Consider the following 24,123-nt stretch of genomic DNA (forward strand, 5'->3'; position numbering starts at 1 on the left):
ATTGGGTATTAGCCTGTCATCATATCCCGCATCGCGGCATGACGGTACCCGCCAGAATCACTCGGATGAGGAAAAGCGCCCTGCTTGCCGACTCCCGACGATCGGCCCATTTATAGCGACAGAATGTCGCAGCAAGGCGGGGAGGTGGGACGCTCAGCGCTCCTCGGGCATCGCCCGGCGCTCCGGAAGAATGAAAAAGGGAACTGAAGGCATCTTTGGGAGGAAGCCTCTGATGGGAATCGTCATTCAGCTCGGCCAGGACAACGGGATACCCGAACTGGCCGAACGGGTCGCCGGCGCCTGCCGCAACCGCCTGCTCGAACGGAAAACCGCCGCCGTCTCCTTCAACCACATCAGCGAACAGCTCGGCGTCGACCCGCGTCTGGTGCCCAAGGCCGTCGCTTGGCTCCAGCGGAACGGCCGGGTGGAGGTCCGCGACTTCAGCATGCGCAGCCGCCCGCACGTCACGGTGCCGGGGGTCTGCCGGATCGACGACGTCGATTGCTGTCCTCCGGCGGAGAGGACGTGAGGGCACCATTCAAGGAGATCGTGGACTTGAATTCATCATGCGCGGGCTTGACCCGCGCATCCACGCGCAAACTGCCGGGATGAAGTGCGCGCGTGGATGGCCGGATCAAGTCCGGCCATGATGAAGAGGAGGGTTGGTACTTCCATAAAAGATGGCATGCGATCTAAGTAAACAGTGATCACATATTCAGCCGTTCATACAAGCCTTCCCATTCCGGATTGTCCTTGAGGATGAGGAGCACCTTCCATTCCCTTGACCAATGCTTGATGTTCTTCTCCCGCTGCACGGCGCGTAGAATTTCATCATGCCGTTCCACCCAGACCAGGCGTTTCAAACCGTATCGCATCGTGAAGCCGTCATAGGCTCCTTCCCGATGCTCGTGCACGCGCCGCGCCAGATTGGTCGTGACGCCGACATAGAGCGTCCCGTTGGCGCGGTTCGTCATGATGTAGACCCATGCACCCGAATCCGTCGGCATACCTCTGGCTCCCACTGGTCCCGCCCTCGGGACAATCTGCCGCAGTGCGTCTAAGGTATCATATACAGCCTCCCGGTCCTCAGGCATTCATAGTGCCACGTCCAGGATAACCACGCCGTGGTCAAAGGGGGAAACGATGATTCACCAAGCTCTCGACAAATTCAGTCAGAAGATCGCCATTCGGCCAAAGTATGACAACTTCATCGGCGGCCAGTGGGTAGCCCCGGTCAAGGGCCAGTACTTCAGCAACATCACCCCGATTACCGGCAAGCCGGTCGGTGAGATCGCCCGGTCGACCGCCGAGGACATCGAGCTGGCGCTGGATGCCGCCCACAAGGCCAAGGACAAGTGGGGCCTGACTTCCCCGGCCGAGCGCGCGAAGATCCTGAACCGCATCGCCGACCGCATGGAAGAGAACCTGGACCTGCTGGCCCTGGTCGAGACCATCGACAACGGCAAGCCGATCCGCGAGACGACCCACGCCGACCTGCCGCTGGCGGTCGACCACTTCCGCTATTTCGCCGCCTGCATCCGCGCCCAGGAAGGCTCCGCCTGCGAGCTGGACAGCACCACGGTCGCGTACCATTTCCACGAGCCGCTGGGCGTCGTCGGCCAGATCATCCCCTGGAACTTCCCGCTGCTGATGGCCGTGTGGAAGCTGGCTCCCGCGCTGGCCGCCGGCAACTGCATCGTGCTGAAGCCGGCCGAGCAGACCCCGATGGCCATCATGGTCCTGGTGGAGCTGATCGCCGACCTGCTGCCCGAGGGCGTGCTGAACATCGTCAACGGCTTCGGCGTCGAGGCCGGCAAGCCGCTCGCCCAGAACAAGCGGATCGCGAAGATCGCCTTCACCGGCGAGACCACGACCGGCCGCCTGATCATGCAGTACGCGTCCGAGAACATCATCCCGGTCACGCTGGAGCTAGGCGGCAAGTCGCCGAACATCTTCTTCTCCGACGTGATGGCCGAGGAGGACGACTTCTTCGACAAGGCGCTCGAAGGCTTCGCGATGTTCTCCCTGAACCAGGGCGAAGTCTGCACCTGCCCGAGCCGCGTCCTGATCCAGGAGAGCATCTACGACCGCTTCATGGAGAAGGCCATCGCCCGCGTCGGCCAGGTCAAGCAGGGCAACCCGCTCGACAGCTCGACCATGATCGGCGCCCAGGCGTCCAACGACCAGCTCCACAAGATCCTGTCCTACATCGAGATCGGCAAGGCCGAGGGCGCCAAGGTCCTGACCGGCGGCAACCGCGCCGTCCTCGAGGGCGAGCTGGCGGACGGCTACTACGTCCAGCCGACAGTGCTGGAAGGCAACAACAAGATGCGCGTCTTCCAGGAGGAGATCTTCGGGCCGGTCGTGTCCGTGACCACCTTCAAGACCGAGGAAGAGGCGCTCGCCATCGCCAACGACAGCCTGTACGGACTGGGCGCCGGCGTCTGGAGCCGCGACGGCAACCGCGCCTACCGCATGGGCCGGGGCATCCAGGCCGGCCGCGTGTGGACCAACTGCTACCACCTGTACCCCGCCCACGCGGCGTTCGGCGGCTACAAGCAGTCGGGCATCGGTCGCGAGAATCACAAGATGATGCTCGACCACTACCAGCAGACCAAGAACCTGCTGGTCAGCTACAGCCCGAAGGCGCTGGGCTTCTTCTGATCGCGTGACGTCTCCGGGAATTATCCTCCCTGAACTGGTTCCCCTCTCCTCCGCACGGAGGAGAGGGGCTTTTCGTCGTGGCGTTTCGGGAAAACAGGGGAGAGCAACGACATGGTAGAGCGCGTCACCGTCACGCCGGCCGCCGTCGCCGTCATCGAGAAGCTGAAGGCGATCCACGGCGACTTGGCATTCCACCAGTCCGGCGGCTGCTGCGACGGCAGCGCGCCCATGTGCTTCGCGGCCGGCGAGTTCCGCACCGGCGCGCAGGACGTGTACCTGGGCGAGATCGTCGGCTGCCGGTTCTTCATCGGCGCCGCGCAGTTCGAATACTGGTCGCACACGCAGCTGATCATCGACGTGGTGCAGGGCAGGGGCGCCGGCTTCTCGCTGGAGGCTCCGGAAGGCGTGCGCTTCCTGACCCGCAGCCGGGTCTTCACCGACGAGGAGGTCGCGGAGCTGGAAGCGGCCGGGCCGCCGCCGCGCGGAGACGCCTGACGCTTGATCCGTCCCGTCCCCGGGGGTAAGGCGATTGCCTCGGCGTCCCGCCGGTGCATCTATCTTTCTCGTGCCGCCCGCCAAGGGCCGGCAGGAGCTTCAGGAAAGGCCCTCGGGAAGGACATGGACAGCATTACGCAGAGCCTGCTCGGCGCCGTGGTCGCGCAGGCCGGATTTCGACGGACCCTCGGCCGGCAGGCGATGGTGGCAGGGGCGTTGCTGGGTGCCGTTCCCGACCTCGACGTGGTCGCCGGCTTCTTCGGTCCCTATGCCAACTGGGTCCATCACCGCGGCATCACGCACTCGATCTTCTTCGGTCCGGTGGTCGGGCCGTTCTTCGGATGGGCGATCTGGCGCTTCCACCGGTGGCGCGCGTCGCGGCGGGGCGAGCCCGACCGTCCCGATCCGCCGGAGGTGCTGAGGGCCTGGATCTGGCTTGCGGTCCTGGTTCTGTTCACCCACCCGATCATCGACGTGTTCACCAGCTACGGCACCCAGCTGCTGGCGCCGTTCTCCCGCCACCGCTTCGCGATCGACGCGCTGCCGATCATCGACCCGGTCTACAGCCTGGCGCTGATCGCTGCCCTTGTCGTCGGCACCGCGGCCAAGCACCGGCCGGGCGCCGCGGTCGGATCGGCGGCCGCCGCCCTGCTGTTCATCTACGGCTATTCGCTGATGGGCTGGGCGATCAACGACTCCGTCCGGGCCACCGCCCGGGAAGAGCTGCGGCAGGCGGGCCAGCCGGTCGGCGAGGTGCTGGCCTATCCGCAGATGTTCCAGCCCTGGTTCCGCCGGGTCGTCGCCGAGACCCCGGAGTCCATCATGGTGGGCTACCGTTCGGTCTTCGGCGACCGGCCCATTGAGTGGCAGACCTATCCGATACAGACCGATCCGCTGATCGACCGGGTCGCGGCCACGCCGGAAGCGGCGATCTTCACCTGGTTCGCCATGGACAAGGTCTTCTGGCAGGTCTCGGAGACTCCCGGCGGCGCGGTGGTCGAGGCGCTCGATTACCGCTACGGCATGTGGGGTGGCGACGCCGTCGGATTCTGGGGCATCCGCGCCCAGGTGGACCGCGACGGGCATATGCTCGGGCCGCCCGAGAAGTTCCAGCGGGAGCGGAGCGCTTCCGGAAGCCTGCTGCGGGATTACTGGCGGGTGATCTGGGGGTAGGCGGCTCCGGTCGGCCGGTTCAGAACAGCTCGACGCCCTGATCGTCCGCCGGCAGCTCCGTATCCAACGCCCCCAGCCCGTCCAGGCCGCTGCCGCCGAGCAGCAGCCGGCGCAGATCCTGCTCCCGCGCCGATCCCGCGATCGCGGGCGGCAGCAGGGTGGCCAGCCAGCCGGAGCGGTCGGGAACGTCGCGCAAGGCCGGACTGGCCGACCGGGTGGCGGCGTCCAGGTCGGCAAGGCCGGCCTTCATCGCCAGCATGCCGTCGACCACATGGTCCAGCCGCTGCTTCGCCAAGTCCTGGAACTGGAGCCTCACCACGATCTGGCCGATGTTCCGGCTCATGTCGGCGGAGGCCGTGACGGCTTCGCCCAGCACCGAGGTGAAATGGTCCGCCTGGACGATCAGGCCGGACATGGCGAGGTCGATGCGCTCCTTGGCGAGCAGCTGGGGCGACAGGTCGGTCTCGGCGATGGTCCGCAGGATGTCGTAGCCGCGCGCGACCCCGCGCGAGACGGCGCCGACGGTCTGGCGCATCCGCTCGGCCAGGGCGGCGGTCCCGGCGGACAGCTCGCGCACCTCGCCCGCCACCACGTGGAAGGTCTTTCCGGCGGCGCCCGCCCGCGCCGCCTCGATGCTGGCGTTCAGCGCCAGGAAGCTGGTCTGCTGGTTGATCTCCTCGATCTCGCCGATGAACTTGCCGACCACCTCGACGTCCTGGACCACGTCGTCCAGCAGATACACCATGCGCATCGCCTGCATGGACAGCGAGACGATGTTGTTCACCATCTCGACCAGGATCTGCTGCATCAGCATCATGACCTGATCGATCGGGACGCGCTCGCCCTCCAGCTCGACGATGTTGGCGTTCGCGATGATCTCCTGCACCCGCTGGCCCTGCTCGTCCGCCGAGGCGGCGAGGTCGCGGAACCCGCTGCTGATGTCCAACGTGCTCTGTTCGACGATCCGGCTGGTCTCCTGCACCTCCAGCCGGAGCGAATCCAGGCATCGGGACTGGAAGGCGCAAAAGGCCCGCCAGTCGGCGAGCAGGCCGATCGCGGGCGGAAGGGCCGGAGAGGACGCGTTTTCCATGCTGGCCAGCCCTCTCTCCGCGACGGATCCCCGGGCATTCGGCCCAAATCCCGCGCAGCCTAACGGGTGATGGTGAATGAAAGGTAACCGTACATCCCGTCAGGCGAATTGCCCGGCACAGTAGCCGGACGACCATGCCCACTGGAAATTGTAGCCGCCCAGCCAGCCGGTCACGTCGACCACTTCGCCTATGAAGAAGAGGCCCGGCACCTTGCGGGCTTCCAGGGTCTTGGACGAAAGCTCCGACGTATCGACCCCGCCCAGCGTCACCTCGGCGGTCCGGTAGCCCTCGGTCCCGGCCGGCGTGATCCGCCAGTGCCGCAGGTCTTCGGCGAGGCCGGACCAGTCGCGCTCCCGCACCTGTCCCGCCGGCCGCCCCTCCAGCCCGGCGGGCGTCACCCGGTGGGCGAGGCGGCGGGGCAGCACCTCCGACAGCACGGTCTTCACCTCCGCCTTGGGCCGCTCGGCGGCCAGCCGCTTCAGGTGCGCCGCCGCGTCCAGGCCGGGCAGCATGTCGATCTCGACCGTGTCGCCGTCGCGCCAGTAGGACGAGATCTGCAGGATGGCCGGCCCGCTGATGCCGCGGTGGGTGAACAGGATCGCCTCGTCGAAGGCGGTGCCCCCGCAGCGCACCGACGCCTCGCACGCCACGCCGGCCAAGTCCTTGAAGTTGCGCGGGTCGGCATCGGCGAAGGTGAAGGGGACCAGCCCGGCGCGGGTCGGCAGCACCTTCAGCCCGAACTGCTCGGCGATCCGGTAGCCGAACCCGGTCGCGCCCATCTTGGGGATCGACAGCCCGCCGGTCGCGATCACCAGGCTCTCCGACTCGAACGTCCCGCGCGACGTCTCCACCCGGAACAGGTCGTTCCGGGCGATCCGCGTAACCGACGTCTCCAGCGCCAGCCGGACGCCCGCGTCGTCGCACTCGCGCAGCAGCATGCCGACGATGTCCCGCGCGCTGTCGTCGCAGAACAGCTGGCCCAGCTTCTTCTCGTGGAAGGCGATGCCGTGCCGCCGGACCAGGGCGATGAAGTCGTGCTGTGTATAGCGCTTCAGCGCCGAGATCGCGAAATGCCGGTTGGCCGAGACGAACCGGTCCGGCGCCGTGTGCAGGTTGGTGAAGTTGCACCGCCCGCCGCCGGAGATCAGGATCTTCTTGCCGGCCTTCTCGGCGTGGTCGATCAGCAGCACGCTCCGGCCCCGGCGCCCGGCGGACATGGCGCACATCAGCCCTGCGGCGCCGGCGCCGATCACGATGGCGTCGAATCGGGTGGCTTGGCTCATGCTCTGCTCATGGGAAATCGGGGACTCTCCGTTCAGGTGCCGCGCCGCTTGGCGCGGCTGGTCGGTTCGGCCTGGAGGGGATCGTCGGGCCAGTAATGCTTGGGATACTGGCCCTTCAGGTCGGCCTTCACGTGGCGGTAGGTGTTGGCCCAGAAGCTGGCGAGATCGCTGGTCACCTGCATCGGCCGGCGGGCCGGCGACAGCAGGTGAAGGACCAGGGGCACCCGGCCGCGGGCCAGCGCCGGGGTCTCCGCCAGGCCGAACATCTCCTGGAGCCGCACCGCCAGCACCGGCACGTCGCCCCCGGTATAGTCCAGCGGTATGTGGGACCCGCTGGGCACCGTGACATGGGTCGGCGCCGCCTTGTCCAGCTCGCGCTGCCGGTGCCAGGACAGCAGCGACCGGAGCGCCGCCGACAGGTCCAGCCGCTTCAGGTGGGCGCGGCGGGTCAGGCCGGTCAGGAACGGCGCGAGCCAGTCCTCCAGCGTGTCGAGCAGCGCCGCGTCGGACAGGTCCGGCCAGTCGCCGTCCGGACCCTCGACCCGCCGCAGGAACTCGACCCGCGCGCGGAAATTCTCCAGCTCCCGGGTCCAGGGCAGGACGGCGAGGCCCAGTTCGCGGATGCCCTGGCAGAAGGCGGCGGCGGTCCGGGCGCCTCCCGGGTCGGGCAGCGGCTCGTCCTTCAGGACCAGTTCGCCCAGCCGGCGCTGGCGGCGGGCAAGCACCGCCTCCTCCCTGCCGTCCCAGGCGACGAACTCCACCGTCTCGATGGTGTCGGCGAAGTCCTCTTCCAGCTCGGCCAGGGTCAGGGGGGCGGCCAGGAAGATGCGGGCCTCCCGCTTTGCGCCGTCCAGGTCGGCGACCGCCAGGAACTCCTCGGCGGCCAGGGGCTCCTTCTTCAGGAAATAGGCGCCGCGCCCGTTGCTCAGCCGGTACTGGCCGTCGCTTCCGGGCCGGCGCTGACCGATCCGGTCGGGATAGGCCAGCGCCAGGACCCGGCCGGTGTCGGCCACGTCGCCGTCGCCCGGTCCGATGCCCAATTGGCGCTGCCACTGGCGGGCCTGCCGCACCACCTGCTTCACCGTCCAGCCGCTCCGGTCGGAAGAGCGCAGCAGCTCGACCCGGCGGCGCAGGTCGCCGTCCCGCGGCTCGCCGGTTCCCCCGGCCGACGGTCCGGCCAGGATGTCGCGTTCCCCCAGCAGGGCCGCGATCTCGCAGGCCAGCGCGCCGCAGCCCAGCCGCTCGCCGGCCAGCACCATGTGGGCGAGCCGGGGATGCATGCCGAGCGACGCCATCCGCCGGCCGTGCGGCGTGATCCTGTCCCCGGCGTCGAGCGCGCCTAGGCGGCGCAGCAGGTCGCGGGCCTGGGAGAGGGCGGGCGCCGGCGGCGGGTCCAGCCAGCGCAATTCAACGGGATCGACCACGCCCCACTGGGCCAGTTCCAGCGCCAGCGGCGCGAGGTCGGCGGCCAGCATCTCCGGCGCGGTGTGGGGTTGCAGCGCGCGGTGCTGCCCCTCCGGCCACAGCCGGTAGCAGACTCCGGGCTCCAGGCGCCCGGCACGGCCCCGGCGCTGGTCGGCCGAGGCCTGGCTGACCTTGACCGTGTCCAGCCGGGTCATGCCGCTGCCCGGATCGAAGCGGGAGACCCGCATCAGGCCGCTGTCCACGACCACCCGGATTCCCTCGATCGTCAGGCTGGTCTCGGCGATGGAGGTCGCCAGCACGACCTTGCGCCGGCCCGGCGGTGTCGGCCCGATCGCCTGGTCCTGCTGCTCCTGGGGCAGGTCGCCGTAGAGCGGGGCGATCAGGATGCCCGGCCCCGGCAGGGCGTCGCGAAGCTGCCGCTCGACCCGCCGGATCTCGGCGACGCCGGGCAGGAAGACCAGGATGTTGCCCGGCTCCTCGTCCAGCGCGCGGAGCACCGCCGCCGTGACGGCGTCCTCGATCCGGCGCGCCCGGGACGGGTCGACATGCCGGGTCTCGACCGGGAAGGCGCGGCCTTCGCTGGTGACGACGGGAGCGCCGCCCAGCAGCCCGGCGACCGCGGCGCCGTCCAGCGTCGCCGACATGACCAGCAGCCGCAGGTCGTCGCGCAGCACCGTCCGGGTCTGGAGGCACAGCGCCAAGCCCAGGTCGGCGTCCAGGCTGCGCTCGTGGAATTCGTCGAACAGGACGGCGCCGACGCCTTCCAGCGCCGGGTCTTGCTGCAGCTGCCGGATCAGAACGCCCTCGGTCACCACCTCGATCCGGGTCCGCGGACCGACCTTGCTGTCCATCCGCACCCTGTAGCCTACGGTCTCGCCGACCGCCTCGCCGAGCAGCCCGGCCATGCGGCGGGCCGCCGCGCGGGCGGCAAGGCGCCGCGGCTCCAGCATGATCAGCTTGCCTCCCGCCAGCCATCCCTCGTCGAGCAGCGCCAGCGGGACGCGCGTGGTCTTGCCCGCACCCGGCGGCGCCTGGAGGACGGCATGGCGGGAGCCTGCCAGGACGCGGCGGATCTCCGGCAGGACGGGGTCTATCGGCAGCGCCGGGAAAACTGTTTCAGGATTGGACAAGGCGCTGTGTTCGTCGGGTTTCGGAAATGGCGGCGGGCTCTATAGCACGGGTTTGGCCGCGGTGCTCGGCCATCGGTCGGCCGGTGCCTCCGGTATGAATTGGTGTCATCCGCCGCAGGGTTACAGGGGGACGGCTTTACGGAAAATTAGCGCCGCCGGCGCATGCTGCCGTCCTGTGATCCTTCAACCCCGGACTTCCCCGACGAGGGTCCATGATCACGAGCGCCGCATCCTCCTCGCGGGCGTCGTCCGCTTCGACGGTTTGGCTCAGGCCGATCCGCTCGATGCCGTGCGGCTGCGCGGATGCCTGCGCCCACGTCCTGAAGAGCGATACCTCCTCGGGCATCTCGCCGTCGTCGTCATCCGGCGTGAACGGTCAGTCGAAGGACGGCGAGAAGCGCGACGCCTCCGGCCTGACCGAGGCCGAGCGGGACCAGGTCAAGGAGCTGAAGAAGCGCGACACGGAGGTGCGCAACCACGAGCGCGCCCATCAGGCCGCCGGCGGCCAGTATGCCGGTTCCCCGTCCTACACCTACCAGACCGGCCCGGACGGCAGGCGTTACGCGATCGGCGGGGAAGTGTCGATCGACATCAGCCCGGAACGTGATCCCGCGGCCACCATCGCCAAGATGGAACGGATCAGGGGCGCCGCGACCGCGCCGGCCGAACCGTCGCCCCAGGACTACAAGGTGGCCGCGGCGGCCGACAAGGCGCGCATGGAGGCGCAGCGCGAACTGAACGCCCAGACCCTGGAGAAGATCCAGGGCGGCGGCGAGGCGGAGGAGGGCGGGGAAGGGTCCGCAATCGACGGGAAGGCGCAATCCATCGACAAGTCCCGGTCCGGCCCGGCGTCGGCCGGGCGGACGGAACAGGGGCAGGAGGAGAACGAGAAGGAAAAGGAGCAGGACGGGCGGCAGGCCGGACAGCAGGATGGCTTCCCGGAGCAGAACGGCGGCCTCGTGGCCTCTGCCGCCCGCGCCTATCGCAACGCATCCGCCCTGGGACGGACTGCGGGCGGCTTGGTCGGGATCAGCGCATGACGCGTGTGACTTGGCGCCCCTTCGGGTGTTAAGGGAGTTCCGCTTCCCGCCGCACACCGACCCGGATCTCCCGCACGTGACCTTGTTCGTCCTCATCGTCTTCACCGTCACCTATGCGGGCATGGCGCTGGGGCGGTTCCCCGGCCTGCGGATCGACCGCACCGGCATCGCCCTGGTGGCCGCCATCCTGATGCTCGCGGGCGGGGCCCTGGACAGCGGCCAGGTCGCGGGGGCGGTCGATTTCCCGACGCTGTTCATCCTGTTCGGGCTGATGATCCTGTCGGCGCAGTTCGCGTCCGCCGGCTTCTACGACTGGTGCGCGCTTCGGATCGCGCGGGCCGGCCGGTCGCCCCGGGCGCTCCTGGCCGTCACCGTCGCGGTCGGCGGCGGGCTGTCGGCCGTGCTGGCGAACGACGTCGTGGTGTTCGCCATGACACCGATGCTGTGTGCGGGGCTGAAGGGACGGGGCCTCGATCCGCGCCCCTACCTGATCGCCCTGGCCGGCGCCGCCAACGCGGGGTCGGCCGCGACCCTGATCGGCAACCCTCAGAACATCGTGATCGGGCAGGTCGGCGGGTTGGATTTCTGGCGGTTCTTGGCGGCCTGCGGCGTGCCGGCGCTGGTCGCGCTGGCCTGCGTGTTCGTCACCGTGTCCGTGGTCTGGCGCGGGCGCCTGACCGATGCCGGCAACCCCGCCTTCGCCGACCTGCCGGAACCGGACCTGGACCGCTGGCAGTTCGGCAAGGCGCTCGTCGCGACCGTCGCGCTGATGGTGATGTTCGGAATGCCGCTCCCGCACGAGGTCGGCGTCCTGCTGATCGCAGGCATGCTGCTGATCAGCCGCAGCCTGGAGAGCCGGCGCATGGTCGGCATGGTGGATTGGCCGCTGCTGGTCCTGTTCGCCTGCCTGTTCGCGATCAACTCCGCCCTGGAACGCACCGGCCTGCCGGCCGAGGCCGTGGCTGCGCTGGCCTCGGCCGGGCTGCTGCCGGACCGCCTTGCCGTGCTCGCCCCCCTCTCGGTCGTCGCCAGCAACACCATCGGCAACGTGCCCGCGGTGGTCCTGCTGCTGGCGGTCTGGCCCCAGCCGCCGGAAGGCGCCATGTACGGGCTGGCCCTGCTGTCCACCCTGGCGGGGAACCTGCTGATCCTGGGCAGCCTCGCCAACATCATCGTGGTCGAGCGGGCGCGCGCCGTCGGGGTGCGGCTGGGTTTCCTCGAACATGCCCGGTGCGGCATACCTATGACCGTATTCTCGCTCGGCTTTGCGTGTGTGTGGTTGTGGGCAACCGGACTGATGCCGTTGAAGTGAACGGAAAGTTCCGTAACATTCCGGAAATTTCTATTGTGCACCTGCGAGATGAAGATGAACCGATCGGTCCAGAAGTGTTGAGGTGGCCGGGTGGAGATTCCCCGATTACTTAAATTGCCAGCTACCCGGACGACTTAATGTTCACCCGGCGGTGAATTTTTCAACAAAACCCTTTCGACGTTGAGGGAATTGCGCTATGGTCACTCCAACGATGCGGGAACAAGAAAAGCAATAAGCGAACCCGCACGACAATGGCACGCTGGGGGAGGGCGCTGCCGAACAATGAACGATCCTGCCCAGATCAAGGGCGGGACGACTAGGTTGAGGAAAGCAACGCACCGGTTCCGCTCCCGTTTGAGCGAGCGGCTGAGGTTGGCGTCGAGCCGGCTTTGGATACCAACTTGGCCACACCGGGGGCGCCGCCCCCGTCATGAAAAGGTTCCGTGGCGCAAGGCGCTGGAACCGGCCAGGTGCCAAGAAAAATATGAGGGTTAGAACGATCTGACGGCGGGCTCATGGCCCGCCGTTTTCTCTTTGTGCGGCCCCTTCCGGGAGCGGCACCCGTGCCGTCACTCCGACGCGTCGCGATAGGCTTCGAACATGGCCTCGATCGTCTCGCGGCTGACGTCGCGGGTGATGAAGACGATCCGGGAGCGGTGGTCGTCGGAAGGCCACGCTTCCAGCCGCACGGGCGGATGGAACACGTGCTGGACCCCGTGGACGACCACGGGCGTGTCGGACTCCCGCACGTTCAGGATGCCCTTGATCCGCAGCAGGTCGGGACCGCGCAACGTGATCAGGGTTTCTATCCAGGTGGCGAACCCTTCCCAGGCCAGCGGCTCCTCGACCGTCATGCAGAAGGCGCTGATGTGGTCGTCGTGCCGGTTCCGGTCGTGGGCGTGATGATGGTCGTGACCATGATGGTCGTGGTCCCCGTGCCCGTGATCGCCGTGCCCATGATCGCCATGCCCGTGGTCCTCGCCGTAGGCCTCGGCCCGCAGCCAGCGCTCCACGTCGGGGCTCTTGGTCGTCGGATTGTAGAGCCCGGCGTCGAACAGCCCGGCCGGGTCGATCTCGCCCTGCACGGCGCGCATCAGGGGTGCAGCCGGGTTCAGCGCGGCCAGCCGCCGTTCCAGGTCGGCCAGCGCCTCCGGGGCGGCGATGTCGGTCTTGGTCAGCACGATCCGGTCGGCGACGGCGGCCTGCTTGACGCTTTCCTGGTGGCGGTCCAGCTGGTCGGCGCCGTTGACGGCATCCACCGTGGTGATCACGCCGTCCAGGCGGAAACGCGCCGCGATCAGCGGGTCGTTCATCAGGGTGTGGAGCACGGGAGCCGGATCGGCGAGGCCGGTGGTCTCGATCACGACGCGGTCGAACTCGGGGATCTCGCCGCGCACCCGCTTCAGGAACAGGTCGCGCATGGTGTCGATCAGGTCGCCGCGCACGGTGCAGCACAGGCAGCCGCTGTTCAGCAGCACCGTGTTCTCCGAGCTTTCGGCGACCAGCAGGTGGTCCAGCCCGATCTCGCCGAACTCGTTGATGATCACCGCCGTGTTCGCCATGCCGGGATGGCGGACCAGACGGGAGAGCAGCGTCGTCTTGCCGCTGCCCAGGAAGCCGGTGAGGACGGAGACGGGCAGGCGGGTCGGGTTGGCGGCGATGACAGTGGTCACGGTTCGGCTTTCTGAGGAGATGACGTTAGCGAATTCTGGCAGGCGGGGCAGAGCCCGCGCACCTCGACCGTCGGCCGGTCGATCTGGAACCCCCGGGAGCGGGCGCTTTCGGCGATGGCGGCGCTGACGCCCTGGTCGTTCAGCTCGATCGCGTTGCCGCAGTCCCTGCATACCAGGAATTGGCCGGCATGGGCATGGTCGGGATCGGGACAGCCGATATAGGCGTTCAGGCTCTCCAGCCGGTGGACCAGCCCGTGCTCGACCAGGAAATCGAGCGCGCGGTAGACGGTCAGCGGCGCCACCCGGCGGCCGTCCACCTGCATGTCCTCCAGGATCGCGTAGGCGCCCCGGGGGCGGTGGCCGCTCCAGACCAGTTCCAGCACCTGCCGCCGGATGGGAGTGAGCCTGGCCCCGCGCGACGCGCACAGCGCCTCCGCGCGCGCCAGGGCGCCGGAAACGCAGTTCTGGTGGTCGTGCGCGGCCAAGGGCTGGGCCGAGGGCCGGGCCGGAGGTGTGGTGATCGCCATGGCGGCTCCCGGAAGATCGTCGGTCGGCATGTTATCATATAACGATCCTCCGCCGGAAGTTAATGGGCCGGCCGAAGGTCGATGCCGACACCATGGCCGGAGCGTCGATAAAAGGTGTCGGCGTTCGCCCTGGCGGGCGAAGGCTGACCTACAGCGCTCCGCATCCTTCACTGATTATGGCGACCCCCATGAACCTCCAGGCACTGTCGCCGGGAGCAGCAACATCGGCGCCGGACACGGCATGCACGGGTTGTCGCCCGACCCCCTCACCCCGACCCTCTCCCCCAAGGGGGCTAATCTATCAACAGATCTTTTTAGGTGCGGCAGGTTGACTCGGGTTTGTCGCTGTAGTTGCGTAGTTTGGCGGGGATGTGATTCTGTTCGTGACGTTCTCAGGCGGAGGGCGTCACGAATGGACATTCAGGTTGATATCGTCGGCCGTTTCAACGATGAACGGCTGAAAAAAGGGGGCGGCAACTGCTGCAAAGGATGGTCGAGCGCTCGACCGTCCGCATTCGGCGTTTGTCGAACGACCGGATCGAAGAGGCTCGCTTCGGGCGTTGGCTGAACAATGCCAAGGTAAGACTGGTGGAAATGGAATGCACGATCGGCGAGCAGATGCGGGCGCGCGTCGTCGGCCTGCATGTTCTGGCCATCCAGGACACCAGCGAATTGAACTATCAGGCCCATGCCGGACGAACGCGGGGCCTGGGCACCGTGGGCAATGGCCGGGACGCCGGGCTGTTCGTCCATCCGGTGCTGGCGGTCGAGGCCGAAAGCGGAGCTTGTCTGGGACTTGTCGGAGCGCAGGTCTACGCCCGTCATGAAACCGCGGCCAAGCACCGTCGGGCTCTGCCGATCGAGAGCAAGGAATCGATGCGCTGGCTGGAGGGCGCGCAGACAGCCAAGCACTATCTCGATACGGCCCGGCACGTCACGGTCGTCGCCGACCGCGAAAGCGACATCTACGAGGAATGGGAGCGGCTGCCGGAAACGGGTTTCGATCTTCTGACGCGGGCCTGCCGCGACAGGGCGCTGGCCGGAGGCGGCTACTTATACGCCTGGAGCGACGCGCTGGCGGTGGCGGAGCGCTTCACGCTGGACCTTCCCGAACGCCCCGGCAAGCGCTCGGCCCGCACGGCGACCCTGGAACTGCGCTACGGCGCGGTCGCGGTGAAACGGCCCAGGAACGGGACACACCCCGGCGCCGCACCGGCGCTCGCCCTTCGAATGGTCGATGTTCGCGAAGTGGACGCCCCCGCCGGAGAAGACCCGGTACATTGGCGGCTGCTGACGACACATCAGGTCGAGGACACCGCAAAAGCCTTGGAAATCGTGCTTTGGTACCGGCGGCGCTGGACCATCGAGCAGCTTTTCCGTACTCTCAAGACGCAGGGGCTGGATATCGAGTCGAGCCAGGTCGAAAGCGCCGACGCCCTTCAGCGGCTGGCTTTCGTCGCCCTGGTCGCCGCCACGCACATCCTGCAACTGCTCGGCGTTCGCGACGGCGTCCTGGTTCGCCCGATCGACGACACTTTCTCCGCACAGCAGGTCAGCGTCCTGATCGCCCTACAACCACGTCTGGAAGGCCGCACCGCCGCCCGCAAAAACCCACATCCGCCCGACACGCTGGCTTGGGCCGCATGGTTTATCGCCCGTTTGGGCGGCTGGGACGGCTATCCCAAATCCAAGCCGGCTGGACCCATCACTTTTGCCAGAGGCTACGCCCGTTTCGCAACAATGTGCGAGGGCGTAGCTCTCCGGCAAAAGATCTGTTGATAGACTAGGTTCAGAACACAGGGGGCAAAGGGTTGCTCCCGGCGGACCGGCCCAATCCGTCAACGGCGCTACAGTACCGCCGACCGCTTGGCCCGTGAAGGGTACAGGGGCAGCGCCACCTCAGCGGGAGCCTCGCGGAGGGTGCGTGTCCCGCCGCCCGCGGGACGCGCACCCTCAACATATCTTGCACCGAACGCGAATTCGAGCTAATGTTCACTAATTGTTCCCTTTCGGCCAAGGCGCCCCAGCCATGCTCGACCACCAGCCCTCGACCTCCGCCCGCCCCGCCCCGCCCGTGATCGTGCTGCCGCCCCGCCAGGAAGCCTTCTGTCAAGCCATGGCCTGCAACGTCGGCGCGGCGGAGGCGGCGCGCCGGGCGGGCTACTCGCCCAAGGGCGCGAAGCAGCGCGGCGCCGTCCTGATGGGCCAGCCGGAGATCCGGGTCCGCGTGGCCCAGCTCCGCGCGGGCCGCAGCGCCGACCACCAGGCCGACCTGGAGGAGGCGGCAACCCTGGTCCGGACGATCATGGACGAGGCGCTGGAGCGCAAGAGCCTCGGGCTGAGCCTGCGCGCGATCGAACTGTGGCTGAGGCTCCGCGGCGTGGTCCAGGACAAGCGCATCCCTCACCACTTCCTCGGCGACAAGCCCCATCCCGACGCCGACCTGGAAAACCTGGACTGCGATCCGGACGACGAACCTGCCCAGGCCGCCCCGGCGAAGCCGACGGCTCCGCACCCCGCGCCGGTAAAGCCCTCCCGTCCCGCCCCGAAGCGGAATAGTGACCTTTCGGCCCTCCCGATAGTGACCTCCCCCAAGACCGCCGCCCTGTTCGGCTCCACCTCGCTGGGAGCGCCGGTGCCGCCCTTCCGGGTGCCCGCCGCCGCCGCGCGGTGAGCCTGCGGACGACCGGAACTGGCCGGTTCCAACGAAAACGGGCGGCCGAAGCCGCCCGTTCCCGAAACGCCGTGCCGGACCGGTCAGACGCCGATGACCCCGCCGTCCTCCTTGGTCACGACCACCACCGACGGGCGGGGCGGCATGCCGTCCTTGAAGTCCGGCCAGCGGGTCGCCGGGTCCTCGAAGCTTGACGCCTTGCCGAACTCCGGCCAGTCCTTGGTGTTGTCGGTCGCCGGGTGCTGCACCGCCAGGAACAGGGTCTTGTCGTCCGGCGTGAACACCGGGCCGCACATCTCGGCGCCGATCGGCACGCGGAAGAACAGCTTGCTGGTGCCGCGCAGGTCGCCTTCGGTCTCCATCGCCCAGACGCCGTCGGTCGTCTTCGTGGCCTTGTAGCTGTTGCCGTCGGTGGTGACCCACAACCGGCCCTGGCTGTCCATCGCGCAGTTGTCCGGCATGCCGAACCAGCCGTCGGGGGAGGTCGCTGGGTTGAAGGTGGCGCCGACCGCGGCGACGCTGGGATCGCCGCACTTCACCAGGATGTCCCAGGCGAAGGTGGTCGAGGCGTGGTCGCCGTCGGTCGGGGTCATCTCGATGATGTGGCCGAAGGCGTTGTCGGCGCGGGGGTTGGCCACATCGACCTGCTCGGCCTTGCGCCGGGTGTTGTTGGTCAGCATGACATAGACCTTGCCGGTGACCTTGTTTGGCTCGACGTCCTCCGGCCGGTCCATCTTGGTGGCGCCGAGCACGTCGCCGGCCTTGCGGGCCTGGATCACCACGTCGGCCTGGCTCTTGAAGCCGTTCTCGGCGGTCAGCTTGCCCTGGCCGTGGACCAGCGGCAGCCACTCGCCCTTGCCGTCCTCGCCGTACTTGGCGACGTACAGGGTGCCCTTGTCGAGCAGGTCCATGTTCGCGGCGCGGTCGTTCGGGTTGAACTTGCCCTCGGTCACGAACTTGTAGACATAATCGAACCGCTCGTCGTCGCCCATGTAGAAGACGACCCGGCCGTCCTTGTTGACCACGCTTTCGGCGCCCTCGTGCTTGAAGCGGCCGAGTGCCGTGCGCTTCTTCGGCACCGAGGTCGGGTCGAGCGGGTCGATCTCCACCATCCAGCCGAACCGGTTGGCCTCGTTCGGCTCCTTCGAGACGTCGAAGCGGTCGTGGTAGGTCCCCCAGTTGTACCAGTTGCCCGGCACGCCGAGCCGCTTGTAGTTCTCCGCCTCGGGATGGTCGTCGGCGAGCTCGCCGCCGAAGTTGCCGTTGAAGTTCTCTTCCGCCGACACGTAGGTGCCCCAGGGCGTGATGCCGCCGGCGCAGTTGTTGATCATGCCGATCACGCTGGTGCCGGTCGGGTCGGCCTTGGTCTTCATGCGGTCATGGCCGGCGGCCGGGCCGGTGATCCGCATCACGGTGTCGGACGCGGTGATGCGGCGGTTGTACTTGCTGTCGGGCACCACGGCCCACTTGCCGTCGGTCTTCCTGACCTCGATGATGGTGCCGCCGTGGGCCGCCATCTCGATCTCGGCCAGCTCCTTGGTCATGGCCGTGAACTTGGCCTCCTGCTGCTCCACGCCGACGCCGGGGAACATGACTTCCTCGTCCGTGTATTCGTGGTTGATGCAGAGCAGGCCGTGGTCCGGATTGTTGGAGCCGTAGGGCAGGCCGATGTAGCCGACATAGTCGTTGTTGTAGCCGAACTGCATCTTCTGCGCGGCCGCGGTCTGCTTCATCGGGTCGAAGGCCGGGGCGCCGGGCAGCACGGGGTCGCCCCAGCGGATCAGGATGTCGGCCTTGTAGCCCTTGGCGACGTGGTGGGTGCGGTCGACGCCGCGGCTCACCTCGTCGAAGCTGAAGCTGGCCTTGCTGCCGTTGCCGGCGGCGGCCTTGGCCTTCTCGGCCGTGGCGAGCGCCAGCGGGCCGAAGGTGGCGGTGATGGCGGCGACGGCGAGCGACCCGCGCAGCATGTCGCGGCGACCGAAGCGCTTGGCGATGATGTCACCGAGCGTCGGTCCCTCGGAGGGATTGCGGCCGATGTCCTCGGACGCCTCGAAGGCTTCCGCCTTGCACGAAAACTGGGAAATGTCGCGGCTGTCCATGGTTCTCTCCCACCTGCTCCGATCCGTGATCCGCCCCGTGTTCCGGGGTGTGTTGCCGCGGACCATAGACCGGCGCCATGACACTTCGGTGACCGTTCCATTACCCGATCATTAAATCAAAATCCGAATTATCCCTTTGAAAAACCGGGAAATCATTCATCGAGACCGCGCCCGGCGGTGGACTGCGCCGCGCCTCACGCTAGTTCAGTCACACGTGTTGACGGATACGAACAAACAGCGTTGAGGCTCGGTACCAATGGCAGCACCCATCATCATCTTCGGCGCCAACGGCGGCATCGGCGAGGCCCTGGCGCGGCGGCTCGCGGCAGGCGGCGCGGAACTGTTCCTGACCGGCCGCTCCGCCGACAGGATCGGCCCGCTGGCCGACGAGTTGAAGGCCCGACACGCCCGGTGCGACGTGCTCGATCCCGACCAGGTCCAGGCTGCGGTGGGTGAGGCCGACCAGGGCGAGGGCATCGCCGGGATCGCTTATTGCGTCGGTTCGATCGACATCAGGCCGCTCAAGGCGACGAAGCACGACGATTTCATCCAGACCTACAAGCTCAACGTGCTGGGTGCGGTGGACGCGGTCCGTGCCGCCGAGAAGGGGCTGAAGTCGGCCAAGGGGTCGGTCGTGCTGTTCTCCACCGTCGCCGTCCAGCAGGGCTTCGCCAACCATACGCTGATCGCGACCGCCAAGGGCGCGGTCGAGGGGCTGGGCCGTTCCCTGGCGGCGGAACTGGCGCCCCATGTCAGGGTCAACGTGGTGGCGCCGAGCCTGACGCGGACGCCGCTCGCCCATGGATTGACCTCCAACGAGCAGATGACCCAGAGCATAGCCGGCCTGCACGCGCTGGGCCGCATCGGCGAGGCCGACGACATCGCGGCCATGGCGGCCTTCCTGCTCGGCAAGGACAGCGGCTGGATCACCGGGCAGGTGTTCGGCGTCGACGGCGGGCGGAGCAGCCTGCGCACCAAGGGCTGAAAGCGGGACGGGGCGCGGCTCGGACCGCGCTCCGGAGCCTCCGGTCACGCGGGGCTTGACTTCGCACTTGCGAAAGAGCAACTATCGTACTCGAACAAACGTACCGCCCGATCGCGCGAAGCGGCTTCGCCGCTGCATCGGGTGGACCAGCATCAGCACCAAGGGCGACCCGGCAGCGCGCGGGGCAGGCCCCGAAAGATCCCTTCATAGTGACGTCTTTCAGCGAACTCGGCTTGAGCGAGCCGATCCTGCGCGCCATCAGCGCCGAAAACTACAGCACCCCCACTCCGATCCAGGCGCAGGCCGTGCCGCACCTGATCCAGGGTCGCGACCTGCTGGGCGTCGCCCAGACCGGCACCGGCAAGACCGCGGCCTTCGCGCTGCCGATCCTCCACCGCCTGTCGGAAAACCGCACCCGGCCCCAGCCGCAGGGCGCCCGCGCCTTGGTGCTGACGCCGACCCGCGAGCTCGCCATCCAGATCGGCGAGAGCTTCGCTACCTACGGCCGCAACCTGCCGCTCACCCGCACCGTCATCTTCGGCGGCGTCGGCCAGAACCCGCAGGTCCAGAACATGGCGCGCGGCGTCGACATCCTGGTCGCCACGCCGGGCCGCCTGCTCGACCTGATCGGGCAGGGCTTCATCAAGCTCGACCGGCTCGAGGTGTTCGTGCTGGACGAGGCCGACCGCATGCTCGACATGGGCTTCATCCATGATGTCCGGCGGGTGATCAAGGTCCTGCCGGCCAAGCGCCATACGCTTTTCTTCTCCGCGACCATGCCGCCGGAGATCGCGAAGCTGGCCGACAAGATCCTGACCGACCCGGTCCGGGTCGAGGTGACGCCGGTTTCCAGCACCGCGGAGCGGATCGAGCAGCACGTCATGTTCGTCGAGAAGGCGGACAAGCGGCCCCTTTTGGGCGAAGTGCTCAAGCGTCCCGACATCGGGCGCGCCCTGGTGTTCACCCGGACCAAGCACGGCGCCAACCGGGTCGTCGAGCAGCTCGGCCAGATCGCGGTCCGGGCCGAGGCGATCCACGGCAACAAGTCGCAGACCGCGCGCCAGCGGGCGCTGGAGAATTTCCGCACCGGCGAGATCCGGGTGCTGGTCGCCACCGACATCGCGGCCCGCGGCATCGATATCGACGGCATCACCCACGTGATCAACTACGACCTGCCGAACGTCCCGGAGAGCTACGTCCACCGCATCGGCCGGACGGCGCGGGCGGGGACCAGCGGCATCGCCATCTCGTTCTGCGATAGCGAGGAGCGGGCCTACCTCAAGGATATCGAGAAGCTGATCAAGGTCCGCATCCCGGTGGTCGAGGACCATCCCTGGCATTCCCTCGGCGGCGTGGTGCAGGCCGATCCCGACGCGCGGCCCCCGCTCCAGGACCGCCGGCCGCAGCGCAACGGCAGGCCTTCCCAGGGCCGGCAGGACCAGCCGCGCCAGGGCCGGCAGGACCAGCCGCGCCAGGGGCAGGGCCGTCCGGGCCAGCCCCAGCAGGGCAGGCCGCCCCAGGGCAACCCGTCCCGCCGCCGCTCCGGGCGCTGACCTCCTGCGGGAGCATCATACCAGCCGTTGAATAACAGGCGTCGAAATCCCATATCTTGTGCATTCCCGCCCAAGGTATTTAAGGATTTCGACGCATGATCGACTTGATGAGTCTGGCTATTCTCGTTGGCGCCGGCCTCATAGCGATCAGTGTCCTCACCAGCTTGATTTCCTTCCGGGTCGGGGCGCCCCTGCTTCTGGTGTTCCTCGGCGTCGGGTTGCTTGCCGGCGAAGACGGTATCGGCGGCATCGACTTCGACAATGCGGGCCTGGCCTATTTCGTCGGCTCGATCGCGCTGGCGATAATCCTGTTCGACAGCGGGTTCGAGACCCGGTGGCAGACCGTCAAGGCGGCGGCCTGGCCGTCCCTGACTCTCGCGACGGTCGGCGTCGTCCTGACCACCGGGCTGGTGGGCGGGGTCGCGCATCTCGCCTTCGGCATGCCGCCGCTGGAAAGCCTGCTGATCGGCGCGATCGTCAGCTCGACCGACGCGGCGGCGGTCTTCTTCCTGCTGCGGGTCGGCGGCATCAACATCCGCGAGCGGGTGCGGTCGGTCCTGGAGATCGAATCCGGCAGCAACGATCCGATGGCGATCTTCCTGACCATCACCCTGGTCGAGCTGATCGCCGGCGGCGCTTCCGCCGACGGCATGTCGTGGGAACTCGCCCGCTCCTTCGTCCTCCAGATGGGGGTCGGCGTCCTGGGCGGCGTCGCCGGGGGGTGGCTGATCGTCCAGGCGGTCAACCGGATCGAGCTCGAACAGGGACTCTATCCGATCATCGTCGTCAGCTTGGCCCTCTGCCTGTTCGGCGGCGTCTCGATGCTGGGCGGCAGCGGCTTCCTCGCCGTCTATGTCGGCGGCATGCTCGCCGGGAACAGCCGGCTGCACGGCGCCCGGGCCCTGCGCCGCTTCCAGAGCGGCCTGACCTGGCTGTGCCAGATCACCATGTTCCTGATGCTGGGGCTGCTCGCCACGCCGTCGGAATTCCTCGACATCGCGCCGCAGGCGATCGCCCTGGCACTGTTCCTGACCCTGGTCGGGCGTCCCCTGGCGATCTGGCTGTGCCTGATGCCGTTCGGGTTCACCCGGAGCGAGACCGCCTTCATCGCCTGGGTCGGGCTGCGCGGCGCCGTCTCGATCCTGCTGGCGATCCTGCCGCTGATCGCCGGCTTCCCGGACGGGCAGATCTTCTTCAACACCGCCTTCATCATCGTGCTGGTCTCCCTCCTGGTCCAGGGCTGGACGATCAAACCGATGGCGCGCCGGCTCGGCCTCATCGTGCCGCCGCGCATCGGCCCGGTCGACCGGGTGGAGCTGGAGTTGCCGGGGGGCGCCAGCCACGAGCTGGTGGCCTATCGGACGGTGGCGGGCAGCCCGGTGACGCTGGGCGAGCGGATCCCCCGCTGGGCCCGGCCGTCGCTGATCGTCCGCAACGGCCAGTCCATGCGCCTGCACAAGGCCGGCCGGGTGGAGACGGGCGACCTCGTGCTGATCTTCACCTCGCCCGACAGGCTTCCCCTGCTGGACCGGCTGTTCGCCAGCCCGACGGAGTTGAAGGTCAAGGACCGGGAATTCTACGGCGACTTCACCCTGGCCCCGGACGCGGCCATTGGCAAGCTCGCGGAGACCTACGGGTTCGCGCCCCCGCCGCAGGATGCCGGCCTGACCGTGTGCGACCTCCTCAAGCGGGAGTTCAAGGGACGGGTCGAGACGGGGGATCGGCTGGCCTACGGTCCCGTCGAGCTGATCGTCCGCGCCGCCGCGGACGACAAGATCGACGAGATCGGACTGGCGCTGGAACCGTCGCGGTCCGGCCGGCCGGGGTTGTTCCGCCGCTCCGGCCGGACCTGACCGGCATTCAGGCCCGGCGGCGGCGCAACAGGCCCAGGCCCAGCAGGCCGCCGGCGAGCAACACGAGCGTCGCAGGCTCGGCCACCTCGGTCGGGTCGCCGTCGGAACCGCCCACGCCCCAGTCGGACAGGGCGGCCAGGGCGTAACTCCCGAGGATGCGGTGCGCGGCGGCGCTGGGATGCACGCTGTCCCAGAACAGGTACTGGTCGGGATTGGCGCAGACGGTCCCGGGCTGGCCGATGGCGCCGCTGAAGCACGGCGTGGTCACGTCGGTCAGCCCGTAGCCGGCGGGGTTGGCAGCGACGTCGTTGAACAGGCTGCGGACGTCCAGCGGCACCAGTTCGACCGGAAAGGTCGCCTCGATGCCGGCCAGGACCGACGTCAGCGCGGCGTTGAACGCGGCCGACAGGGTGGTGGCCCGCTCCTGTATCGCGGGGCCGCCCGCGATCGACTCCGGCGTCATGGCCAGATCACTCAGGTTGGGCACCATGATGTAGCGGGCGCCGGCCAGGGCGAGGTTCGTCACGGACTGGCGGACATTGGCGGTGGCCGCCGCTGCCAGCGTCTCGGCCGGAAGGGTGCTGCCCAGTTCGTTCCGGACGTCGTTGCCGCCGCCATAGACGATGTAGAGGGCGTCCGGGTCCGCGCCGGTCGGCGGCAGCCGTGACAGGAAGCCCAGCGTCTGCAGGGTCACGCCGGGTACCGGCACCCCTCCGACCGACGCGGTCCCGCCGGTCGTGGCGCCGCCGACAGCATAGTTGTTCCCGCCCAGGAGCGACGGCCGGGACTCGGTGCCGTAGGCGGCGGCGACGATGTCGGTCCAGACGGGGCCGTTCGAGAACCGTCCCGGCGCGTAGGGGGGCGATATCGGCAGCAGGCCGAGGGTCGCGGCGGTGACGTTGCCGGTGTCGCTCAGGCTGTCGCCGAACGTGTAGACCGACGTGACCGGGGCCGCCCCGGCCGGGCCGGCGCTCGCCAGGATGCCGACCGAGACGCCGATTCCCGCCAGCATCGCCAAGCCCTTCGGCGCCGACGGCGAATGAGCGAACCACCAAAGCATTGTCGCCTCCAGCATATTTTTGCAACCTTTGGTAAAGAGCTTTTCGGCGTGCTTGTAAAGGAACGGCGATACCGGTGCAATGGCGC

The 24,123-nt window shown here is 68.2% G+C and carries 19 protein-coding genes; 11 read left to right on the plus strand and 8 right to left on the minus strand.

The genetic code is table 11. The annotated features are described in order from the left end of the window. Nucleotides 1-232 precede the first annotated feature (232 nt). Entirely contained in the window at nucleotides 233-529 is a 297-nt protein-coding gene (locus JL101_RS09565) for a hypothetical protein (RefSeq protein WP_203103466.1), read from the plus strand. A 178-nt stretch (nucleotides 530-707) separates the two neighbouring features. On the opposite strand, the gene JL101_RS09570 is transcribed toward JL101_RS09565, so the two are convergent. Next, on the minus strand, nucleotides 708-1,007 hold the full coding sequence (locus JL101_RS09570; protein WP_203103468.1) for a GIY-YIG nuclease family protein: 300 nt from the start codon (nucleotides 1,005-1,007) through the stop codon (nucleotides 708-710). Nucleotides 1,008-1,143: 136 nt separating this feature from the next. Here JL101_RS09570 and adh point away from each other — a divergent pair, with 136 nt between their 5' ends. The 3 genes from adh (at nucleotide 1,144) to JL101_RS09585 (ending at nucleotide 4,332) form a co-directional block, all read left to right on the plus strand. Then, nucleotides 1,144-2,664, plus strand: a complete 1,521-nt coding sequence (gene adh / locus JL101_RS09575; RefSeq protein WP_203103470.1) for an aldehyde dehydrogenase — start codon at nucleotides 1,144-1,146, stop codon at nucleotides 2,662-2,664. Between the two features lie 111 nt (nucleotides 2,665-2,775). Further along, nucleotides 2,776-3,159: a DUF779 domain-containing protein gene (locus JL101_RS09580; RefSeq protein ID WP_203103472.1), complete on the plus strand. Its 384-nt coding sequence runs from the start codon at nucleotides 2,776-2,778 to the stop codon at nucleotides 3,157-3,159. Nucleotides 3,160-3,282: 123 nt separating this feature from the next. Next, nucleotides 3,283-4,332 (plus strand): metal-dependent hydrolase, encoded by a 1,050-nt coding sequence (locus tag JL101_RS09585; protein ID WP_203103474.1) that lies wholly within the window; start codon nucleotides 3,283-3,285, stop codon nucleotides 4,330-4,332. 19 nt (nucleotides 4,333-4,351) lie between these two features. On the opposite strand, the gene JL101_RS09590 is transcribed toward JL101_RS09585, so the two are convergent. The 3 genes from JL101_RS09590 to hrpB form a co-directional block, all read right to left on the minus strand. Then, the gene (locus JL101_RS09590; RefSeq protein ID WP_203103476.1) at nucleotides 4,352-5,422 is read right to left on the minus strand and encodes a methyl-accepting chemotaxis protein; all 1,071 of its coding nucleotides are present in this window, start codon (nucleotides 5,420-5,422) and stop codon (nucleotides 4,352-4,354) included. Between the two features lie 99 nt (nucleotides 5,423-5,521). Then, nucleotides 5,522-6,706: a BaiN/RdsA family NAD(P)/FAD-dependent oxidoreductase gene (locus JL101_RS09595; protein ID WP_203103478.1), complete on the minus strand. Its 1,185-nt coding sequence runs from the start codon at nucleotides 6,704-6,706 to the stop codon at nucleotides 5,522-5,524. Nucleotides 6,707-6,738: 32 nt separating this feature from the next. After that, the gene (hrpB, locus tag JL101_RS09600; protein WP_203103480.1) at nucleotides 6,739-9,261 is read right to left on the minus strand and encodes an ATP-dependent helicase HrpB; all 2,523 of its coding nucleotides are present in this window, start codon (nucleotides 9,259-9,261) and stop codon (nucleotides 6,739-6,741) included. Between the two features lie 212 nt (nucleotides 9,262-9,473). On the opposite strand from hrpB, the gene JL101_RS09605 reads away from it, so the two are divergent. Together JL101_RS09605 and JL101_RS09610 are read left to right on the plus strand one after the other, a co-directional pair. Next, nucleotides 9,474-10,301, plus strand: coding sequence for a putative metalloprotease CJM1_0395 family protein (locus JL101_RS09605; protein WP_203103482.1), 828 nt, complete (start codon nucleotides 9,474-9,476; stop codon nucleotides 10,299-10,301). 76 nt (nucleotides 10,302-10,377) lie between these two features. Next, nucleotides 10,378-11,613: an SLC13 family permease gene (locus JL101_RS09610; RefSeq protein ID WP_203103484.1), complete on the plus strand. Its 1,236-nt coding sequence runs from the start codon at nucleotides 10,378-10,380 to the stop codon at nucleotides 11,611-11,613. Nucleotides 11,614-12,182: 569 nt separating this feature from the next. On the opposite strand, the gene JL101_RS09615 is transcribed toward JL101_RS09610, so the two are convergent. Further along, nucleotides 12,183-13,286, minus strand: coding sequence for a CobW family GTP-binding protein (locus JL101_RS09615; RefSeq protein ID WP_228435381.1), 1,104 nt, complete (start codon nucleotides 13,284-13,286; stop codon nucleotides 12,183-12,185). Continuing rightward, nucleotides 13,283-13,813 (minus strand): Fur family transcriptional regulator, encoded by a 531-nt coding sequence (locus tag JL101_RS09620; RefSeq protein WP_203103499.1) that lies wholly within the window; start codon nucleotides 13,811-13,813, stop codon nucleotides 13,283-13,285. The genes JL101_RS09615 and JL101_RS09620 overlap by 4 nt, the downstream gene beginning before the upstream one ends. A gap of 489 nt (nucleotides 13,814-14,302) precedes the next feature. Here JL101_RS09620 and JL101_RS09625 point away from each other — a divergent pair, with 489 nt between their 5' ends. Together JL101_RS09625 and JL101_RS09630 are read left to right on the plus strand one after the other, a co-directional pair. Continuing rightward, nucleotides 14,303-15,592: an IS4 family transposase gene (locus JL101_RS09625; RefSeq protein WP_228434914.1), complete on the plus strand. Its 1,290-nt coding sequence runs from the start codon at nucleotides 14,303-14,305 to the stop codon at nucleotides 15,590-15,592. Nucleotides 15,593-15,842: 250 nt separating this feature from the next. Further along, on the plus strand, nucleotides 15,843-16,487 hold the full coding sequence (locus tag JL101_RS09630; protein ID WP_203102490.1) for a terminase small subunit: 645 nt from the start codon (nucleotides 15,843-15,845) through the stop codon (nucleotides 16,485-16,487). A gap of 83 nt (nucleotides 16,488-16,570) precedes the next feature. Here JL101_RS09630 and JL101_RS09635 read toward each other — a convergent pair whose 3' ends face one another. After that, nucleotides 16,571-18,586 carry a PhoX family protein gene (locus JL101_RS09635; RefSeq protein WP_203102492.1) on the minus strand — a complete coding sequence of 672 codons (2,016 nt, stop codon included), beginning with the start codon at nucleotides 18,584-18,586 and terminating at the stop codon, nucleotides 16,571-16,573. A 256-nt stretch (nucleotides 18,587-18,842) separates the two neighbouring features. Here JL101_RS09635 and JL101_RS09640 point away from each other — a divergent pair, with 256 nt between their 5' ends. From JL101_RS09640 to JL101_RS09650, 3 genes are all read left to right on the plus strand, one after another. Continuing rightward, nucleotides 18,843-19,571: an SDR family NAD(P)-dependent oxidoreductase gene (locus tag JL101_RS09640; protein WP_203102494.1), complete on the plus strand. Its 729-nt coding sequence runs from the start codon at nucleotides 18,843-18,845 to the stop codon at nucleotides 19,569-19,571. Between the two features lie 233 nt (nucleotides 19,572-19,804). Then, nucleotides 19,805-21,124 (plus strand): DEAD/DEAH box helicase, encoded by a 1,320-nt coding sequence (locus tag JL101_RS09645; protein WP_211111281.1) that lies wholly within the window; start codon nucleotides 19,805-19,807, stop codon nucleotides 21,122-21,124. A gap of 95 nt (nucleotides 21,125-21,219) precedes the next feature. After that, nucleotides 21,220-22,977 (plus strand): potassium/proton antiporter, encoded by a 1,758-nt coding sequence (locus tag JL101_RS09650; RefSeq protein ID WP_211111282.1) that lies wholly within the window; start codon nucleotides 21,220-21,222, stop codon nucleotides 22,975-22,977. Nucleotides 22,978-22,984: 7 nt separating this feature from the next. Here the strand turns inward: JL101_RS09650 and JL101_RS09655 are convergent, their stop codons facing one another. After that, entirely contained in the window at nucleotides 22,985-24,037 is a 1,053-nt protein-coding gene (locus JL101_RS09655; RefSeq protein WP_203102499.1) for an SGNH/GDSL hydrolase family protein, read from the minus strand. Nucleotides 24,038-24,123 lie beyond the last annotated feature (86 nt).

This window comes from Skermanella rosea (assembly GCF_016806835.2).
Classification (GTDB): domain Bacteria; phylum Pseudomonadota; class Alphaproteobacteria; order Azospirillales; family Azospirillaceae; genus Skermanella; species Skermanella rosea.

Excerpts from the sequence above, each read along its gene's own strand:
- JL101_RS09630 (WP_203102490.1), top strand. The coding sequence starts at position 15,843 with ATGCTCGACCACCAGCCCTCGACCTCCGCCCGCCCCGCCCCGCCCGTG.
- JL101_RS09605 (WP_203103482.1), top strand. The coding sequence starts at position 9,474 with ATGATCACGAGCGCCGCATCCTCCTCGCGGGCGTCGTCCGCTTCGACG.
- JL101_RS09620 (WP_203103499.1), bottom strand. The coding sequence starts at position 13,813 with ATGGCGATCACCACACCTCCGGCCCGGCCCTCGGCCCAGCCCTTGGCC.
- JL101_RS09595 (WP_203103478.1), bottom strand. The coding sequence starts at position 6,706 with ATGAGCCAAGCCACCCGATTCGACGCCATCGTGATCGGCGCCGGCGCC.
- JL101_RS09635 (WP_203102492.1), bottom strand. The coding sequence starts at position 18,586 with ATGGACAGCCGCGACATTTCCCAGTTTTCGTGCAAGGCGGAAGCCTTC.
- JL101_RS09625 (WP_228434914.1), top strand. The coding sequence starts at position 14,303 with ATGGTCGAGCGCTCGACCGTCCGCATTCGGCGTTTGTCGAACGACCGG.
- JL101_RS09585 (WP_203103474.1), top strand. The coding sequence starts at position 3,283 with ATGGACAGCATTACGCAGAGCCTGCTCGGCGCCGTGGTCGCGCAGGCC.
- JL101_RS09570 (WP_203103468.1), bottom strand. The coding sequence starts at position 1,007 with ATGCCGACGGATTCGGGTGCATGGGTCTACATCATGACGAACCGCGCC.
- JL101_RS09655 (WP_203102499.1), bottom strand. The coding sequence starts at position 24,037 with ATGCTTTGGTGGTTCGCTCATTCGCCGTCGGCGCCGAAGGGCTTGGCG.
- JL101_RS09640 (WP_203102494.1), top strand. The coding sequence starts at position 18,843 with ATGGCAGCACCCATCATCATCTTCGGCGCCAACGGCGGCATCGGCGAG.
- JL101_RS09650 (WP_211111282.1), top strand. The coding sequence starts at position 21,220 with ATGATCGACTTGATGAGTCTGGCTATTCTCGTTGGCGCCGGCCTCATA.
- JL101_RS09580 (WP_203103472.1), top strand. The coding sequence starts at position 2,776 with ATGGTAGAGCGCGTCACCGTCACGCCGGCCGCCGTCGCCGTCATCGAG.
- JL101_RS09565 (WP_203103466.1), top strand. The coding sequence starts at position 233 with ATGGGAATCGTCATTCAGCTCGGCCAGGACAACGGGATACCCGAACTG.
- adh (WP_203103470.1), top strand. The coding sequence starts at position 1,144 with ATGATTCACCAAGCTCTCGACAAATTCAGTCAGAAGATCGCCATTCGG.
- JL101_RS09590 (WP_203103476.1), bottom strand. The coding sequence starts at position 5,422 with ATGGAAAACGCGTCCTCTCCGGCCCTTCCGCCCGCGATCGGCCTGCTC.